Genomic DNA, 15,831 nt, shown 5'->3' on the forward strand with positions numbered 1-15,831 from the left:
ACTGAACTTCCTACGCTTCTGTGCCACGTGCTCTCTCCACCGTTCTGGACTTCAATCCTATGGGGACCGCTGTCCGAGAACCTCGGGGCGCCTCACTCATAGCGTCACGACCGTCTCACTGGACTTGAAATCTTCCGTGGGAATTGGCAGATTTTCGCGAGCCGACCTCATGTCTTGCTCAGAAAACCCAGAGGAAGCTGGTCGTCCGCCTTGCCCCACTGACATGATCTCGTCAGTTGCCAAAGGGGCAATCGATCGCACGCGACGCCACTCCCTTGACCAAGGAGCAATGTCATGCGCACATCCATGAAGGTTCTGCTTGCCCCCGCTCTCGCGGTGGCCATCTTGGCGGGCACTGGCCCCGCCTTCGCGGACGACACCACCCCCACCGCGACCGAGACCACTGCCACCGCCCCACCTGACCAGCCTGAAGAGTCGGACCTCGCCGAAGACGCTCCGGACACCACTGCGCCTGCACCGTCCGACGCCGCCAACCACCCGGCGAACTCGCCTGACAGGCCGGGCTGCGACCAGGGCTGGTACTACTACCCCACGAGCAAGAACAAGGACTACCACAGAGGTGTAGGGGCCAGTCAGGCCAACTACAACGGCACTTCGCATGTGGCCAAATCGAGCTTCACTTCTGAGGTGGCCGGCACGGTCGGCGTCGCCGTCAGCGGCGAACTTAACGTGAAGGCCAGCGTGGCGGTCGTCGAGATCTCGGGCAAGTTCGGGGTGACCGTCTCCGCCTCGCTAACCGCCAAGATCGGCAACACCATCAGTGCGGACACGCCGGCGCATAAGACCACATATGCCAGCTATGGCGTCTACCGACTGAAGACCTATGGGTACAGCCGGTACACGTACGTCGACTGCGGCAAGGGCGCCAAGAAGAACGTGACCATCTACACGCCGCACCGCGTCGGCTGGGCCATCTGGGAGTCGTGACATGTCGCACCGAACCTTTGTCGGGCTGAGCGTCATGTGCGCCGCTGCGCTCCTCCCGGTCGCTGCCTGCACGTCAGATCACACCGACGCCAAGCAGTCCAGCCAGCCCACGCGCTCGTCCGATCCGGGCTCGGCGAAGATCACCACCACACCCAGCGCCACTCAACCCCCCGTACAGACGCCCCCGACGCTGGACAGAGGCGAAACACTCGCCGGCCGGCAGAAGGTGACCAGCGGGAGTGCCAGTATCGCGTTCAGCAAGGGCAAGAAGAGCGATGCGCTCATTGTCGCGGTGAACTGTCAGGGCACGGGGAAGATCAAGGTCGCGGTGCAGTCTGTCCACGTCTCCTTTCCGTTGGACTGCGTCGCCGGCAAGGTGAACACCACGTACAACGAGGTGGCGGTCAAAGGGGTGGACCGCAGCGGAGTCGTGTCCGTCCAGGCGCCTTCAGGCGTGCGCTGGTCCATGACCATTGGTCGAGGCGAGGCAGCTGAAGAAGAGTCGCCTGGAGTCGGCTCAAATTCGGCGTGACGTCGCAGGCATGATGAAGTCTGTTCGATGAGAGCAGAGGTGTGGCGCTCCTTGATGAGGGGGGCTTGCTCCTCCAGCTCGAACCTCCTTGACAGAGGCGGCCATCGGGCTGGAAGTGGGCGAGTCAGGAAGCGACCACACGAACGGTCTTGAAAACCGTCGTGGCGCGAGTCACCGTGGGTTCAAATCCCACACCCACCGCAGATGAGCGGCCCCTGACCATGTAAGGCGCTTTCTAGGGGCCGTTCACGTCAGCGTTGTCCGCCAGTGACCGCTGTTCCCCGCTGTTTCCCGACCGAACGGGCGCCTCAAAGGGCACGTCGATTGGCCCTCGCTAGACGGCGAGCAGCCCGGCGAGCATCAGAGTGATTACGGCATAGAAGACCCCCAGCTTCCTCCAGCCCGGCGCCGAACGGGTCAGACGGTGTGTGGGACGTCGTGGTGTCCCATCTGGGCGGCAGTGAAGGCGTGCGGGCTGTCTTTGTCCCGCATGAGGAAGTTGGGGGCGCCGACGCTGCTGGCGGCAAAGGCCACGGTGCACGCGACGGCGGCGGCCCACTCAGCCTTTGTCAGCGGGCGTTCGGCGTTCACGGCCCTGATGTAGGCGGTACCGATCGGAACGTGGAGCAGCAGGGAGGCGAGAAATCCCGGGCTGTACTTGTCCCCCGCCAGTCGCGGGAAGATGATCCCGTGGCCGAGCGCCTGGGCCATGCCGAACAGCACTGGCGACAGACCCAGCCACCGGACCGTCGGGAACACGATCGGGGCGATGTAGTACGGGTAGGCGAGCCCGGTGTTGATGCACATACCCGTGTTGGTGTTCAGCGGGTAGTTGCGCGGGGTGTCGCTCTTGAACACACCGTGGTTGAACTGGCCGGGGAACCACCCCGGGTCCTGGTACTCCTCGTACTGGTGGATCAGCAGGGCGCCGAAGTTCGCGGCAGACAGCGCCTGCGGCTTCCTCATACGCCCGGCCGCCAAGGCGGTGGCCCCGCCTACGGCCATGGCCAACACACCGCCGACCCTCGGCCACTGCCGGCGGTAGCCCTCCCACGAGAAACGCGCCATTGGGGACCCCTCCTTCCAGGAGCCCACCTGCGCCGGTTGTTCCTCGGCTTCGTGGAGAGCGGGCCGTCCAACGAATCTAGGGCCGTCCACTGGACGCCGCATCCGGGCAACGGCTTGCTGAACCCACCACAGCCCCCAGCTCCCATCCCGTCCGCCGTCGACCCACACACCGTGGAGCGGGCGTGGTTCATGGCGTCCAGGTGGAGCGCCCAACTGGACGAACGACCTGGACGCCATGGGCCGCGTCTGCTCGGTTCTGCCTGGGTCGACGGTGGACGGGATGGGAGCCCACCACGCTCGCCACGATGTGCCCGCAGCCGGGAACGGCGCCCCCTCCATCCCGGTGCCGGCCGATCCCCCGCCGGAGGCATCGTCTGTGACCGTGGGTCGAAGTCGTCGGATGCTTGACTCATGACCTCCGGGCCTATCCACGTGTGGGCGGGCGTCGGCGCAGCCGGGGCGGAGCGGGCCGAAGGCAGGAGCGGCGCCCCGAGCGGAGCCGGGAGCCCGCCCGGCGGAGCGGAGCGCAGCCGGGGCTTGATGAAGGAGAGAAGGTTTTATCCCGCTGGGATGAGGCGCTGTCCGTCATGGCTTTGGACGTGGGGGCCGTTGCCGTCCAGGGCGTCCAGGAGCCTCACAGCGAAAGCCTCGGACATGCGCTCGCTGACCTCGTCAGGTGTGAGCCAAGAGACCGCCAGGGACTCGCTGGAGGTGCGTTCGGTGCCGCCCGAGGTGGACCTGCCAGAGGTGAGCATGTTTGCCATGCCACGGCGCAGTCGACGCCCGCCTGCCGTTCGCCTGGCTCCCGGCCAGTGGCTGCAATGGCAGATCAACTACCGGTTCGCCGGTAGTTGTGAGGGGCTTGGTCCTATCGACTGGAAACGTTCAACATCGTTTATGGCTCTGCGGCACCCGATGTGTTTCTGGGCGTGCCGACACGCCGTGTGGACGAGCGTCGGGCTCTGCGCTGAACTCCGCGGCGCCGAATCCCTCGTTGCCCACGGACCGCCCGGGACGAGAGCTCGAGCCGTCTCATGGTGGCGGTACCTTCTGATCCGTAGCTCTAGCCGGATCGGTCATCGACGGTCATTCCGGTCGCTTCGAGGCCCCGGAGGGACGGCAAGGGGCGGGGGCAGTCGCTGGGGTTGCGGTGCTGCGCTGCTCGCTTCGCTGCCGTGTTCCGGGCGTGCGCTTCGCGTCGGAGTCGGCGTCCGTAGCCGGCGATCTGACGGGCCACGGGGACGCTGGTGGCAGTTCGGATCAACCGCTTGTTTTCACGTTCCACCAGGAATCAAGTCAGAGACGCGCTGGTCAGAGGGGTGCCCCTCGGTGAGAGGCGCCCCCTCTGCGTGAGGGCTGTCTCACCTTGATCCGGCCGTATCGCGTTGTGGATCAGTGCGTGTGGACCAGGCGTGGGCCAACAGCGTGCGACAAGCGGCAGGTCAGCGCCCGGGCCGGAGGATGGGCGCTGTCGCGGACCAGGGGGCGCAGGGCGCCGTGACAGGGGAGACGACGAGGCCCCGCCTCCGGCTCGTTGCGGAGGGCGGAGCCTCGGGTGCTCAGGCGATCAGTTGTTGTTGTTCATCTTGGAGTCGGTTCCTCCCGGCTCCTTCGGCGCCCAGCTGGGAGCATGGGTGGCGTCCTTGAAATCAGTCGACTTCATCAGGATCCGCCAGTTCGCCTTGCCCGCGTCGCCATCGAGTCGAACGGTGAAATCCATGACCTGCCGGGTGTCGTGAAAGTACAGGACCACGACCTGGCGTTCTGAACCGCCGTCATAGAAATCGCCTGTCACTTCTCCCCGTGCGCCAGAGCCGAAGCCCTTGACCCAGTTCTCGGCGGTCTTCCGGGCCTCCGTCTCGCTGCTGTCGCTGGTCGCCAGCTTGCGGAGATCATCCGTCTTGCCGTCGGCGATGTCCCACACGAGCTCTTGCATCAGCAGCAAAGAGCCGGTGGAGGGGTAGCCGACCACGTGCAATGGCTCGTGGTCGGCGTACGCCTGCTCGTAGGACGAGCCCGGCCCTCTGGCATCAGCAGCGCTGCTGTCGAGGACAGCACATCCAGACGTCAGCACCACTGCGGCTGCCAGCCATCCGGCCACCGTATGGCCCTGCTTCAACCTGGGCATCTCACATCCTTGTTACTTGCGGGTCTTGGGCCTGACGATCGTGACCTTCTCGATCGGGTTCGAGGTGCGACTGTACCGATTGATCACTTCGTTGAGCTTGGCCTCATTCTTCAGGCCGTGCTGCACGATGCTCGCGTGCCCTTGCACCATGGCCGAGACGATCGCCACGTGGTTGTAAATCCTCTCCCTCTTCCACTTGAAGAAGACGAGATCCCCCACCTTGGCGTTGTACTCGTGCGGAATCATCGCGGAATTCCGCCACTTGGTCACGTGACGCCGGAGGTAGTCCGCGCTCGTCCAACTCCAGCTCTTACCGAACCCGTACCTGCCCTGCCACCAGGCATTGTCCGCCTTGCGGCCGCCCGGGCGCATCTTCATTCCGCCCCCGTGGTATAGGGCCTTGGAGACGAAGTTCGCGCAGTCGGTCCTGTACTCCCACCTGGTGTCCAGGTTGTTGTACGCCCAGTTGGCCGTTCCGTTGCCGCCGATCGCTGCGGCTGCGGCTGCCGAATCTGCCGACGTGGACGCCGGGTCGGCGTCGGGGCCGTAGATGCCTTCATCGATGAGCGGCTGCGGCTCCTCCTCCTGGTCGGCGGCGATGTTGCCGTTTGCGTCAGGAAGGTGCGGATCGTCTGAAGGCGCGGGCCAACCGCTTGCGGTCCACACCGCGTCGGGAACGGCTGCGGAGATGCTGTCGGGAAGATCTATGGAGGTGCTGTCGGCAACGTCTGCGGAGGCATTGTCGGCAGCGTCTGTGGTGGCGTTCGCTGTTCCTGTGATGGCGCCGGTGGCGGTGAGGGCGAGCACTGCTGCGCCGGTGATCGTACGGCCGAGCCTGTTGCGCAAGAGTCGGGTTCCTTCCCCCTGTGATGGGTCCCGGCCGCATGGTCGCGGATCGGTGCGGCTTCGGGACTCGTGACTAGGAGGATGGAGGGGCGGACGCGTGGGTTCCCAGTTGGCCGGTGTTTCGAGCGGCACCCGAGCCGGAGCACCTGGGTGACGCCTCAGCAGCCGCAGGTAGGCTTGCTACTCCTCAGCAGCTTCGAGAGCACGCTGGATCTGCTCGTTTGCGCGCTGCTGGCTGTGGTGAATCGCCTTCGCGTAGAAGCGGAAGAGGACAGCGATGCCCTCTCCTCCGCCTGCCGCGAGGAGCTGATCGCGCGCAACGTCGCCAAGCTCGTCGAGCCGCCCCGCACGGACAACCGGGAGCTGAAGCCCTGGACGCTCGACGAGACGCTCGACTTCCTCGCCGCCTCCCGCAGAGATCCGCTCTACGCGGCCTTCGTGCTCGCCATCGCGATGGGGCTCCGGCGAGGAGAGATCATCGGCCTCCGGTGGTCGGATCTCGACCTGGACAACCGGGTCCTTTACGTCCGTCAGCAGACTCAGCGCCGTCGCGGTGTCCTCTATGACGACGATCCCAAGAGCCGTCGGCGCCGTGTCGTCCCGTTGCCCGCGCTCTGTATCGCCCCACTGCGCTGGCACCGGATGCGGCAGGCCGCCGCACGCGCCAAGGCGGGGGAGCAGTGGCACGAGTCCGGCTCCGGCTACGTCTTCACCACCCGCACCGGTCGCCAGGTCGAGCCGCGGAACGTCTACCGCTCCTTCACCCGCATCGCCGAGTCCGCCGGCATCCGCGTCGTCCGGCTGCACGACGCTCGGCACGGCACAGCCACCCTGCTCACGGCGGCCGGGGTTGCGCCCCACGTGGTGATGGAGATCCTCGGCCACTCTCAGATCAGCATCACCATGGACGTGTACACGCACGTCGTGCAGGACACCCAGCGCGATGCCATGAGCCACATGGACAAGCTGTTGAAGAGGCGTCCCGGCCCAGGCTGACCAACGCCGTTCCCCTCTATCCGAGACGCGGAGCCCCGGGCCGTAACAGTCCTGGGGCTCCGTGGTCTTCAGAGAGCGGACGCGGGTCCTCCGCGTGCAACGAGTGCGCGGGCGGCGACAACGACCTCTTCTTTGAGCTGTTCCAGCGGAGTGCTCCAGTTGGCGTTCCAGTCGTCCAGGTCACTGGCACGGTCGACGATCGGTTGCAGGCGGTTGGGATAGCCGAGTTCTGACGCTGCTTCGACCCATATGAGGTTGGCACCGGTCGCCGGGTCCAAGGAGCCGTCGACGATCTGAGCGGCCAACCAGTAAGCCAGGGCCCACCTGGCAGCGATCGGGTCCGCCGGCACTTCGAATCCCAGCCCCAGCTCGTCCACGACGTGATCGAAGAGCTCCCGTGCCTCATGCTCCTCACGACGGCCCAGGCCGGCGAGGAGGGCAAGCGACGGGGCATCGACGTCGGCCAGAAGAGCGTCGAGGCCGGCCTGGATGAGGCGGTCCGAGCCGACGTGACGTCCGAATGCCTGAGCTTGTGCCAGTCGCCTCAACCGGTCGAGAGCCTCGTCTCTTGTCACGCCGGATGCGCTCCGTTCCGTCCCCGTTGATGTCAGAACTGGATGTCAAAGGCCCCGGACCATGATCGGTCCGGGGCCTTTGCCCTGGTGCCCCCGGCAGGATTCGAACCTGCGACACCCGCTTTAGGAGAGCGGTGCTCTATCCCCTGAGCTACGAAGGCAAGGCGTGCGGATCGTGTGCGATCCGGTAGCTAGCGTAGCGGATCCGGGATGGAGGCTGGGAAGGTTCCCGTTCGTGCAGGTGGGACAGCGCTGGGTCGCTGGTCCGGGGCCGGGGGCCGGGCCTCGCGTCCCGAACGACGCGGGGTGTTCCTGTGGCCCGTGCGGCGGGGTGTCGAGCGGTGCGCCCAAGCCGCAGGCGAGGGCTCAGTGCCGTGGGTGAGCGAGGGCGCGCCCTGCCGTGGGGTGAGGCGAGAGAGTGGTCCCGGCCGGTCGTCTCGTCGGGAGGTCCGAAGTCGGTCATCTTGTCGGGAGGTCCGAAAGGGCTGGGCGCGTCAGGTGGAGCATGCGGGTCAGCCGCTGGTCTCCTGTTTCGCCCAGGGAGTGGGGGGCGAGGTGGGGGGCGGGAGCGCGCTGCGGGTGGGGGAGTGGCGGGGAGGAGGGGTCGGAGGGGAGGCGGGGCAGGGCTGTGGTGCCGGTGATCATGGACAGCATCAGCACGGCGGCCGCGCGGACATCGACGCCGGGGAGCAGGGAGCCGTCGCTCCGTGCCCGGGTCAGGGTTCTGTGCAGGGCGCCGAGCCAGTTGAGGTGACAGTGGAGTGACGGGTCGTCGGGGGTCCTGATCTCCTGGGTCAGGCGCGCGCCCGCGCGGACGACCATGTCGGCTTCGAGGAGGCCTACGAGGGTGTGGGCCATGGCGGTGGCGATCTCGAAGGCCGGGGTCTCACGCCGCGCCAGCTTCACGAGTGCGGCGCCCGACGTGGCGCAGGCCTCCGCCTGGACGGCACGGGCGAGATCGGACTTGGCCGCGAAGTGGAAGAACAGGGCGCCCTTGGTGACCTGCGCGCGTTCACTGATCGTCGACAGGGTGGCGCGTTCGTAACCGGCCTGGTCGAACACGGTCGAGGCGGCCCGGATCAGGTTGTGCCTGGTTCGCTCGGACCTCTCCTGCTTCACCACGACGCGACCACCCGGACGCTCCTTGCCGTTCGGCTGCTGTTTGTCCTGCCGCAAGCGACGCTAGGAACCTGCTTTTGGATCTGTCAACGGGGCCGGGTCGCGCAGATCATCTTCACGCCATGGTGGTAATTCCCCTATGGGAAGAGATAGTTGGAGGAGTGGAAGGGGCGGCGGAGGGGGAATGGGGAGTCTCGCGCTCGGTGGCTCTGGCGTTCCTCTCAGCTCAACTGGACACGGCTGAAGCGGTCCGCGATGTGCAGGTCCGCCTCGATGCGGGTCGCCGTCGCACGGAGTTCGGGCAGTACGTCACTGACGCACGCCTCGGCGGTACGGCGACTGCTGTGCATGGCGACGTTCACCGCGGCCACGGGCCGTCCGGCCCGGTCGCGCACCGGGACCGCGATGGACCGCAGGCCCTGCTCCAACTCCTCCTCGACCATGGCGTATCCGGCCTGCCGCACCCGGTCCAGTTCGGCCCTGAACCGCTCCGGGTCCGTGATGGTCCGGGCGGTCAATGGGGTCAACGGGGTCAATGGGGTCAACGGGTGCAACCGCTCGGGCATCCCGCCGTTCAGTACCTCCGTCGCGCGGGCCTCCGGAAGATCGGCCAGGATCACTCGCCCCAGAGAGGTGGCGTACGCGGGCAGCCGGGTGCCGACGGTGACGTTGACGCTCATGATGCGGCGGGTGGAGACCCGCGCGGTGTACTGGATCTCGTCGCCGGTCAGCACCGCGAGCGACACCGAGTCGTGCAGCCGCTGGGAGAGTTCGGTCAGATGCGGGGCCGCGATCTCGGGGAGCGAGGTCCGTGAGAGTGGCGGGAAGCCGAGCCCCAGGACGCGCGGGGTGAGCCGGAAGACGCGGTCGTGCGTGGTCACGTATCCGAGGTGTTCCAGCGTGATCAGGGCGCGGCGGGCGGTCGCGCGGGCGAGTCCGGTCGCCTGCGCCACCGCGGTGAGGGTCAGTTCGGCCCGGCCCTCACCGAAGGCGGTGATCACGGTCAGCCCGCGGGCCAGCGACTCGATGAACTCCCGCCCCAGTTCGTGCTTGGAGGCGCCGGTCCAGTCGGCCAGCCCGGACGGGGTGGTGACGTTCCCGCCCGTCCCCGTGTCGACTCGTCCGTTGCTCTCCGTGAGCGGCGCCCTCCGTTCCGGCATGGGCTCCCGGTTCAGGGCCAACGTCCGTTCCATCTCGGCCACAGCCGTCCGCAGACGCGGCAGCAGTGTGTCCCGCAGGTCGGCTGCGCTGTGCCGGCTCGTGTGGCTCACCACGTTCACCACGCAGGCGATCCGCCCCGCCTCCCGTACGGGCATCGAGACGGCGACAAGGCCCGGTTCGATCAGCTGGTCGTCCAACGCCCAGCCCGCCCGGCCGTCTTCGGCCGCCCGCTGCGCGAAGTCGTCTCCGATGGTGGGGAGTTGGGCGGCCGGGAGCGCCGTTGCGTCCGCTCCACCTTCGTACGGTCTGCTCCGTGCCGGTACGGCGGGAAAGCCGCGGTCCTCCGGATCGGCCGCGCGGCGCTCGCGCCAGCGTGTCCACTCCTCCTCGCTCCACACGGAGGCGAACAGGGGGCCGGGCGCGGTGCGTTCGGCGGGGAGCAGGTCGCCGATGCGGAAGCTCAGGGACATCGCGCGACGCCGGGTCGCCTGATGGATGAAGCGGACGCCGTCCCGGTCGCCGACGGCGAGGGACACCGACTCGTCGAGTTCGTCGGCGAGCGCGTCGGCGTGCGCGTCCAGGAGGCGGGGAAGCCGGAGAGCGGCGAGGTAGGCGTTGCCGAGTTCCATCAGGCGGGGGGCCAGTACGGCGTCCCGGCCGTCGAGACGTACGTATCCCATGCGTGCGAGGGTCGCCGTGATTCGGTCGACGGTGGACCGTGCGAGCCCGGTGGCCCGTTCGAGTCCGCTCAGACTGGACACCCCGTCCGCCTCGGTCAGCCGCCGCAGTACGGCGATCCCGCGAATGAGCGGCGTGACCGCCTCGTCGGGCACCTTGGCCCCGGCAGCCCCGGCAGCCCCGGCAGCCCCGGCAGCCCCGGCAGCCCCGGCAGCCCCGGGCCCGGAGACGGACGCTCCGGACCCGTTGCCCGTCGCGCACCCAATGCCTGTCGCGGACCCGGTGGCCGACGCTCCGTCGCGCGGCCCCGTGGCCGGCCCGGCATCCGATGGCGTGCCGTTCGGGGGTGTGACGTTCGACGGCGTGACGTTCGACGGCGTGGTGCTCGATGAAAAGGGGCTCGATGACATGGGGCTCGATGGCATGGGCTCTCCGATGCGGCTCTCATAAGAGTGACCGTTTGGCGGACCTCAGATGAGCCACCGTGTGGCGGATCTCAGAAGAGCCACGGTAGTGCTTGCCCGGCTGCCGAAGCAGGCCGGCGCTTCCCGACACGGGCGCCGGACCGCCGTGCGCCCCCGCCCGTCCGGTTGTCCGTCCGGCCTTCTTTCCGACTGTCCGTCCGGCCGTCCGGCTGTCCGGCTTCCGACACGGCTGTCCGCCCGGACGCCGGGCGGCTCGGCCGCGTTCAGCGGCGCGTCACGTACACCCGGTACTTCCTCGCGGTGTCCGGCGACGCGACCTGGACGGTGATCCCCGCCTTCGCGTCCCTGAAGGTCTCACCGGGGGAGAAGGGCGCGTCGGACAGTTCGGCCTGGACGTTGGGGGAACGGGTGCAGCCGCCGCTGTCGCGGTGGGAGTCGGACACTGTCACGGGTCCGTTCCCGGTGTCCACGTCCGCGTCGACCTTGTAGACGAGGATGCCTGGACGGCAGACCGCCGAGTCGTTGCCCGCGTGGGTGCGCAGTTCGAGGACGTACCCGCTCCGGGCGCTGGTGGGTATGACGACCAGTTTGGCGCCGCCGCGCACGGCCAGCGGGGTCAGCCTGTACTCGCTGGTGCCGCGCGCCGCCGCGCAGCTGATCTGGGAGGCGTCGAGCCAGCCGAGCTTCCACTTGTGCCAGCCCAGGAGGTCGTTGTCGGCTCCCCAGTCCTCGCTCATGATGTCCCAGTGCCCGACCGCGCCGCCGCCGTCCTGGGTGTAGAGGTCGGGCAGGCCGAAGGTGTGGCCGTTCTCGTGCGGCAGTACGCGGTAGCCGGTGTCGGCGTAGGAGCCCGAGCCGTCGTCCTGGCGGCTGTAGACGAAGGACGCGTTGGCGACCGGGACGCCGTCGGCGACCGGCGCCTCGGTGTTGCCGGCGAAGGTCACGGACAGCACGGTGTCCAGCGCGGAGGGTCCGGCGTTCGGTGTGACCAGCACGTTCAGGATGTCGTACGAGCGGAAGTCGACCTCGGGATCGGCCGCGGCCACGATGTCCTGGACCAGTTCTCGGTACCCGGGGTCGAAGGGCGCGCCGCGTTCTATGCCGTACGCCTTGAAGGGCTTGGGCATGCGCAGCCAGTGCCGGACGGGGGCTTCGGGGCGGTAGTCGAGGCGGCCGTAGGAGGCGGTGCGGAACCATTCCTGCGTCTTCGGGAAGAACTCGTCGTACCGGTCGAGAGCGCTGCCCCTGCCGGGCGCGTCGGAGAAGTCGACCATCAGGGTCAGGGCCCGGAGAGTGCCGGTGGAGCGGGCGTAGCCGGGGGCGGTCGGGATGCCTTCCCCCATCTGGACGCCGGACGGGCCGTTGATCATGCAGGGGCCGAGCGCCCTGGAGCGGGCCAGCGCGGTGGAGCCCGCCGTGGCGGAGCCGGCCGTCAGGTGTCCGGTGCCGGCGGAGGTGCTGACCGCCAGCGTCAGTACGGTCACCGTGACGAGCGCGGCCACCCGGCGCGGGCGTATCCGGCGGCTGGACGGCTGCATGCGGGGGCCCTTCGCTCCACGGCAGCCACCGGTCCCGGACTGCACCCTTTCGATCACCCTGAGTCGCCGACGCGCCGGGCGCGCGCTGGGTGGGCCCGATCGGGTTCGTCTCCGGGAGGACCTGAATCGGATTCCGTCCGGGAGGGCACGGCGGGGTTGCGGGAGCTCCGGGAGGGCGGATGGGAGGCCGGATGGGCGGCCGGGTGGGAGACGAGGGAGGCCCGGCGGGAGGCGGGGGAGACCGTGGGCCGTCGGGCGGAATCCCGGGTCGAGGCCGACCGGGCCGACCGTCCGGAGAGGCGCAGGGCGACCGGCCGAATGCTCTCGACGGAGGTGTGACACAGGTCACATATTTCTCTTCCAGGCTGGGAAATAACCGGGGATCGTTTCCCCGTTTAGTCATACGTCCGAGCGAAACGGGGACCCAGTCCCCGGATCGCACTCAAGCTCCGAGATGCTTCGAGGAGTACGCCGTGGAGACCGCAACCCCCGTGCAGCGTCGAGTGGCGCGGCCCCGTGCCGATGCCCTGCGCAACCGGGAGCGGATCGTCGCCGCCGCCCGCGAGATGTTCGTCGAGTTCGGCGCCGAGGTGCCGTTCGATGAGATCGCTCGCCGGGCAGGTGTCGGCAACGCCACGCTGTACCGCAACTTCCCCGACCGCGACGCCCTCGCCCGCGAGGTCGTGTGCTCGGTGATGGACCGCACCTCGGAGTGGGTCGAGGAGGCGCTCGCCGCGGGCGGTGACGCCTTCGAGTCGCTGAGCGGCTTCGTGCATTTCGCCGCCGACGAGCGGATCGGTGCGCTGTGCCCGATGCTTTCCGAGAACTTCGACCAGAACCATCCCGACCTGGTCGCCGCGCGCGACCGGATCACCGAGCTGCTCCAGCAGCTGATGGCCCGCGCCCGTGAGGCCGGACAGCTGCGCCCCGACGTCGAGTTGGGCGATCTCATGATCGCTGTCAGCCAGCTCACCAGGCCGTTGCCGGGCACCGCGTGCCAGGGCATCGACCGCTTCGTGCACCGTCATCTGCAGCTGCTCCTGGACGGTATGCGGGCCCCGGCCCGCTCCGAACTGCCCGGAGTGGCCGCCAACCTGGAGGAACTGCGACGAGCGTGACCGACGCGTCAGGTGCCGTGACCGATCGGCGGACGACGGCTCGGGCGACCGACGACTGCTGGACCGATTGCCGGCACCTCGGCCGACCGATCGACCGACAGGCTGAGCGACCGGTCGATCAGGGACCGATGAGCCCGGCACCGACCGCCGGTCAGAACTCGTGACCGTGCTCCTGCTCGACAACCACCCATAGCCCGTAAAGCCCGTACTCATCACGCGCGAGGCGCGCTCGTCATCAGGGTCGAGTCGTGCCGAGCCGATTCCGGCCGTCACCGTCGACGAGCCGTTCCTTTTCACTGAATTTTTCGCTACGAAGTCCCGGAGTGGGTACCCCCATGTCTGAAACAGGAACGTCCAAGGCAGTCCCGGACCCAGCGTCCGACGCGCACAGCAACCGCTGGAAGGCGCTCGTCTTCATCGCGCTCGCCCAGCTGATGGTGGTGCTCGACGCCACGATCGTGAACATCGCGCTGCCCTCCGCCCAGCAGGACCTGGGTATTTCGGACGGCAACCGGCAGTGGGTCGTCACGGCCTATGCCCTCGCCTTCGGCGGTCTGCTCCTCTTCGGCGGCCGTATCGCCGACCTGTGGGGCCGCAAGCGGGCGTTCGTCGTGGGTCTGGTCGGCTTCGCGGCGGCCTCCGCGCTCGGTGGCGCCGCACAGAGCGGCGCGATGATGTTCGGTGCCCGTGCCCTGCAGGGTGTGTTCGGCGCGCTGCTGGCGCCCGCGGCCCTCTCGCTGCTCGCCGTGATGTTCACCGACGCCAAGGAGCGCGCCAAGGCGTTCGGCATCTACGGTGCGATCGCCGGTGGCGGTGGCGCCGTCGGCTTCATCCTCGGCGGCGTCCTCACCGAGTACATGAACTGGCGCTGGACCTTCTTCGTCAACATCCCGTTCGCGATCGTCGCGGCCGCGGGCGCGTACTTCGTCATCCGTGAGCCCAAGGGCGGCCGCAACCGTTCGCCGCTCGACATCCCCGGAGTGGTCCTGTCCACGCTCGGTCTGGTCTCCCTCGTCTACGGCTTCACCCGCGCCGCGTCCGACGGCTGGGGCGACTCCGTGACGGTCGGCCTGTTCGTGGCCTCGGCCCTGCTGCTGGCCGCGTTCGTCCTCACCGAGTCCAAGGTCAAGGCCCCGCTGCTGCCCCTGCGTGTCATCACCGAGCGCAACCGCGGCGGCGTCTACCTCTCCCTCGGTCTCGCGATCATCGCGATGTTCGGCACCTTCCTCTTCCTCACGTACTACCTGCAGATCGTGAAGGGCTACTCGCCGATCTCGACCGGCTTCGCCTTCCTGCCGATGATCGCGGGCATGATCACGGGCTCCACGCAGATCGGCGCCCGGCTGATGACCAGGGTCGCGCCGCGACTGCTGATGGGTCCCGGCTTCCTGGTCGCCGCGCTCGGCATGCTGCTCCTGGCGCAGCTGGAGATCGGCTCGTCGTACGCGTCCCTGGTGATGCCGGCGATGCTGCTGCTCGGCCTCGGTATGGGTACGGCGTTCATGCCCGCCATGTCGCTGGCCACGCACGGCATCGAGCCGCGTGACGCCGGTGTCGCCTCGGCGATGGTCAACACCTCGCAGCAGGTCGGCGGTGCGATCGGTACGGCGCTGCTGAACACGATCGCCGCCTCCGCGACCACCGCGTACATCAAGGACCACATGGCGGGCGCCGGCACCAAGGCGCAGCAGCAGCTCGTCCAGGCGGAGGGCATGGTGCACGGCTACAGCAACGCGATCTGGTTCGCCGTCGGCATCCTCGTGGTCGCCGCGGCAATCGCCTTCACCCTGATCAACACCGGCCGTCCGGACGCCTCCGTGGTCGCCGGCTCCGGCGCGGGCGAAGGCGCGGAGGACGAGCTGAAGGTGCCGGTCGTCGCCCACTGACGGCACTCGCTCACTCCGGGTACTTCGGGTCCTTCGCGTACGAACGCGGGGTGGGGACGCCTCGTTCGTACGAGTCCGGGGACTGCCCCGGCTTCCAGTACAGGGAGCCGGGGCAGTCCCTTGTCCGGGCTCCCGGCACTCGCCGGGGTGCCGACGGCGGGATTCACCCCGGCGGCCGCCCCCGACGTCGTCGCCGGGGCGAGCGCAGGGCCCTAACGCAGCCAGGGCAGATCCGCGCCCGCGTCCTTCGGCTGGAGTCCCTCGGCGATGATCCGCATGGCCTCGCCGAAGGCCTTCTGCTGGTCCGGGCCGAGCCGGTCGAACAGGGCCTGGCGTACGGCGGCCACATGGCCCGGCGCGGTGCGCCGCAGCACTTCGTAGCCGTCGTCGGTCAGGACCGCGAACTGCCCCCGCTTGTCGGACGGGCAGTCCTCGCGGCGTACCCAGCCGCTCTTCTCCAGGCGCGCGACGGCGTGCGAGAGCCGGGAACGGGTGATCTTCGCGTTCATGGCCAGTTCGGTCATCCGCAGCCGGCGGCGTGGTGCCTCGGCGAGCTGCACGAGCAGGCCGTAGTAGATGTGCGGCATGCCCGCGTCGCGCTGGAGCTGGCGGTCGAGGTGGTCCTCCAGGAGGGTCGTGGCGTGCATGTACGCGCGCCAGATGCGCTGTTCCTCGTCGGTGAGCCAGCGCGGCTCTTCAGCGGGAGCGGGTGCCGTGTTCATGTACTCCACTGTACGAGCCTCTTCTTGAAACTTAAACAAACTCGCCGTAGTCTTGTCTCGACGAAGAACTTGAGACTTTAAGCAATTGCTT

13 protein-coding genes, 2 tRNA genes and 2 pseudogenes are annotated in these 15,831 nt (G+C 68.3%); 7 read left to right on the forward strand and 10 right to left on the reverse strand.

Annotated elements, in window-relative coordinates; translation table 11 throughout:
- The first annotated feature begins 294 nt into the window (after positions 1-294).
- From ACFYR3_RS16945 to ACFYR3_RS16955, 3 genes are all read left to right on the forward strand, one after another.
- Positions 295-948: a hypothetical protein gene (locus ACFYR3_RS16945; RefSeq protein ID WP_389283609.1), complete on the forward strand. Its 654-nt coding sequence runs from the start codon at positions 295-297 to the stop codon at positions 946-948.
- Between the two features lies 1 nt (position 949).
- Positions 950-1,480: a hypothetical protein gene (locus ACFYR3_RS16950; RefSeq protein WP_355856608.1), complete on the forward strand. Its 531-nt coding sequence runs from the start codon at positions 950-952 to the stop codon at positions 1,478-1,480.
- A 113-nt stretch (positions 1,481-1,593) separates the two neighbouring features.
- Positions 1,594-1,679: transfer RNA gene (locus tag ACFYR3_RS16955), tRNA-OTHER, on the forward strand.
- Between the two features lie 218 nt (positions 1,680-1,897).
- On the opposite strand, the gene ACFYR3_RS16960 is transcribed toward ACFYR3_RS16955, so the two are convergent.
- The 4 genes and pseudogenes from ACFYR3_RS16960 to ACFYR3_RS16975 all read right to left on the reverse strand — a co-directional run bounded on the left by ACFYR3_RS16960 (position 1,898) and on the right by ACFYR3_RS16975 (position 5,522).
- Positions 1,898-2,548, reverse strand: a complete 651-nt coding sequence (locus ACFYR3_RS16960) for an HXXEE domain-containing protein (RefSeq protein ID WP_355856605.1) — start codon at positions 2,546-2,548, stop codon at positions 1,898-1,900.
- Positions 2,549-3,105: 557 nt separating this feature from the next.
- Positions 3,106-3,279, reverse strand: a pseudogene (locus ACFYR3_RS16965) (NUDIX hydrolase); the annotation flags it as partial.
- A gap of 836 nt (positions 3,280-4,115) precedes the next feature.
- The gene (locus ACFYR3_RS16970) at positions 4,116-4,676 is read right to left on the reverse strand and encodes a hypothetical protein (protein ID WP_355856602.1); all 561 of its coding nucleotides are present in this window, start codon (positions 4,674-4,676) and stop codon (positions 4,116-4,118) included.
- 12 nt (positions 4,677-4,688) lie between these two features.
- A complete protein-coding gene (locus tag ACFYR3_RS16975; RefSeq protein WP_355856599.1) occupies positions 4,689-5,522 on the reverse strand; it encodes an amidase domain-containing protein in 834 nt (277 codons plus the stop codon).
- 279 nt (positions 5,523-5,801) lie between these two features.
- On the opposite strand from ACFYR3_RS16975, the pseudogene ACFYR3_RS16980 reads away from it, so the two are divergent.
- Positions 5,802-6,518: pseudogene (locus ACFYR3_RS16980) on the forward strand (tyrosine-type recombinase/integrase); the annotation flags it as partial.
- A 68-nt stretch (positions 6,519-6,586) separates the two neighbouring features.
- Here ACFYR3_RS16980 and ACFYR3_RS16985 read toward each other — a convergent pair.
- The 4 genes from ACFYR3_RS16985 to ACFYR3_RS17000 form a co-directional block, all read right to left on the reverse strand.
- Positions 6,587-7,093 (reverse strand): hypothetical protein, encoded by a 507-nt coding sequence (locus tag ACFYR3_RS16985; RefSeq protein ID WP_355856596.1) that lies wholly within the window; start codon positions 7,091-7,093, stop codon positions 6,587-6,589.
- A gap of 85 nt (positions 7,094-7,178) precedes the next feature.
- A tRNA-Arg gene (locus ACFYR3_RS16990) sits at positions 7,179-7,254 on the reverse strand.
- A gap of 298 nt (positions 7,255-7,552) precedes the next feature.
- The gene (locus tag ACFYR3_RS16995) at positions 7,553-8,269 is read right to left on the reverse strand and encodes a ScbR family autoregulator-binding transcription factor (RefSeq protein WP_355856593.1); all 717 of its coding nucleotides are present in this window, start codon (positions 8,267-8,269) and stop codon (positions 7,553-7,555) included.
- A 164-nt stretch (positions 8,270-8,433) separates the two neighbouring features.
- Positions 8,434-10,206, reverse strand: a complete 1,773-nt coding sequence (locus tag ACFYR3_RS17000) for an IclR family transcriptional regulator C-terminal domain-containing protein (protein WP_389283613.1) — start codon at positions 10,204-10,206, stop codon at positions 8,434-8,436.
- A 127-nt stretch (positions 10,207-10,333) separates the two neighbouring features.
- On the opposite strand from ACFYR3_RS17000, the gene ACFYR3_RS17005 reads away from it, so the two are divergent.
- A complete protein-coding gene (locus tag ACFYR3_RS17005; protein WP_355856588.1) occupies positions 10,334-10,501 on the forward strand; it encodes a hypothetical protein in 168 nt (55 codons plus the stop codon).
- Between the two features lie 238 nt (positions 10,502-10,739).
- On the opposite strand, the gene ACFYR3_RS17010 is transcribed toward ACFYR3_RS17005, so the two are convergent.
- Positions 10,740-12,014, reverse strand: coding sequence for a M6 family metalloprotease domain-containing protein (locus ACFYR3_RS17010; RefSeq protein WP_389283615.1), 1,275 nt, complete (start codon positions 12,012-12,014; stop codon positions 10,740-10,742).
- 473 nt (positions 12,015-12,487) lie between these two features.
- Here ACFYR3_RS17010 and ACFYR3_RS17015 point away from each other — a divergent pair, with 473 nt between their 5' ends.
- Positions 12,488-13,132, forward strand: a complete 645-nt coding sequence (locus ACFYR3_RS17015; RefSeq protein ID WP_355856582.1) for a helix-turn-helix domain-containing protein — start codon at positions 12,488-12,490, stop codon at positions 13,130-13,132.
- A gap of 335 nt (positions 13,133-13,467) precedes the next feature.
- Positions 13,468-15,018 carry an MFS transporter gene (locus tag ACFYR3_RS17020; protein ID WP_355856579.1) on the forward strand — a complete coding sequence of 517 codons (1,551 nt, stop codon included), beginning with the start codon at positions 13,468-13,470 and terminating at the stop codon, positions 15,016-15,018.
- Positions 15,019-15,230: 212 nt separating this feature from the next.
- On the opposite strand, the gene ACFYR3_RS17025 is transcribed toward ACFYR3_RS17020, so the two are convergent.
- Positions 15,231-15,740: a MarR family winged helix-turn-helix transcriptional regulator gene (locus tag ACFYR3_RS17025; protein ID WP_389283618.1), complete on the reverse strand. Its 510-nt coding sequence runs from the start codon at positions 15,738-15,740 to the stop codon at positions 15,231-15,233.
- Positions 15,741-15,831 lie beyond the last annotated feature (91 nt).

This window comes from Streptomyces sp. NPDC005784 (assembly GCF_042871525.1).
Classification (GTDB): Bacteria; Actinomycetota; Actinomycetes; order Streptomycetales; family Streptomycetaceae; genus Streptomyces.

What these genes read in the sequence shown, in the direction of transcription:
- ACFYR3_RS16945 (WP_389283609.1), top strand. Translation starts at nt 295, where the DNA reads ATGCGCACATCCATGAAGGTTCTGCTTGCCCCCGCTCTCGCGGTGGCC.
- ACFYR3_RS16950 (WP_355856608.1), top strand. Translation starts at nt 950, where the DNA reads ATGTCGCACCGAACCTTTGTCGGGCTGAGCGTCATGTGCGCCGCTGCG.
- ACFYR3_RS16960 (WP_355856605.1), bottom strand. Translation starts at nt 2,548, where the DNA reads ATGGCGCGTTTCTCGTGGGAGGGCTACCGCCGGCAGTGGCCGAGGGTC.
- ACFYR3_RS16970 (WP_355856602.1), bottom strand. Translation starts at nt 4,676, where the DNA reads ATGCCCAGGTTGAAGCAGGGCCATACGGTGGCCGGATGGCTGGCAGCC.
- ACFYR3_RS17010 (WP_389283615.1), bottom strand. Translation starts at nt 12,014, where the DNA reads ATGCAGCCGTCCAGCCGCCGGATACGCCCGCGCCGGGTGGCCGCGCTC.
- ACFYR3_RS17020 (WP_355856579.1), top strand. Translation starts at nt 13,468, where the DNA reads ATGTCTGAAACAGGAACGTCCAAGGCAGTCCCGGACCCAGCGTCCGAC.
- ACFYR3_RS17025 (WP_389283618.1), bottom strand. Translation starts at nt 15,740, where the DNA reads ATGAACACGGCACCCGCTCCCGCTGAAGAGCCGCGCTGGCTCACCGAC.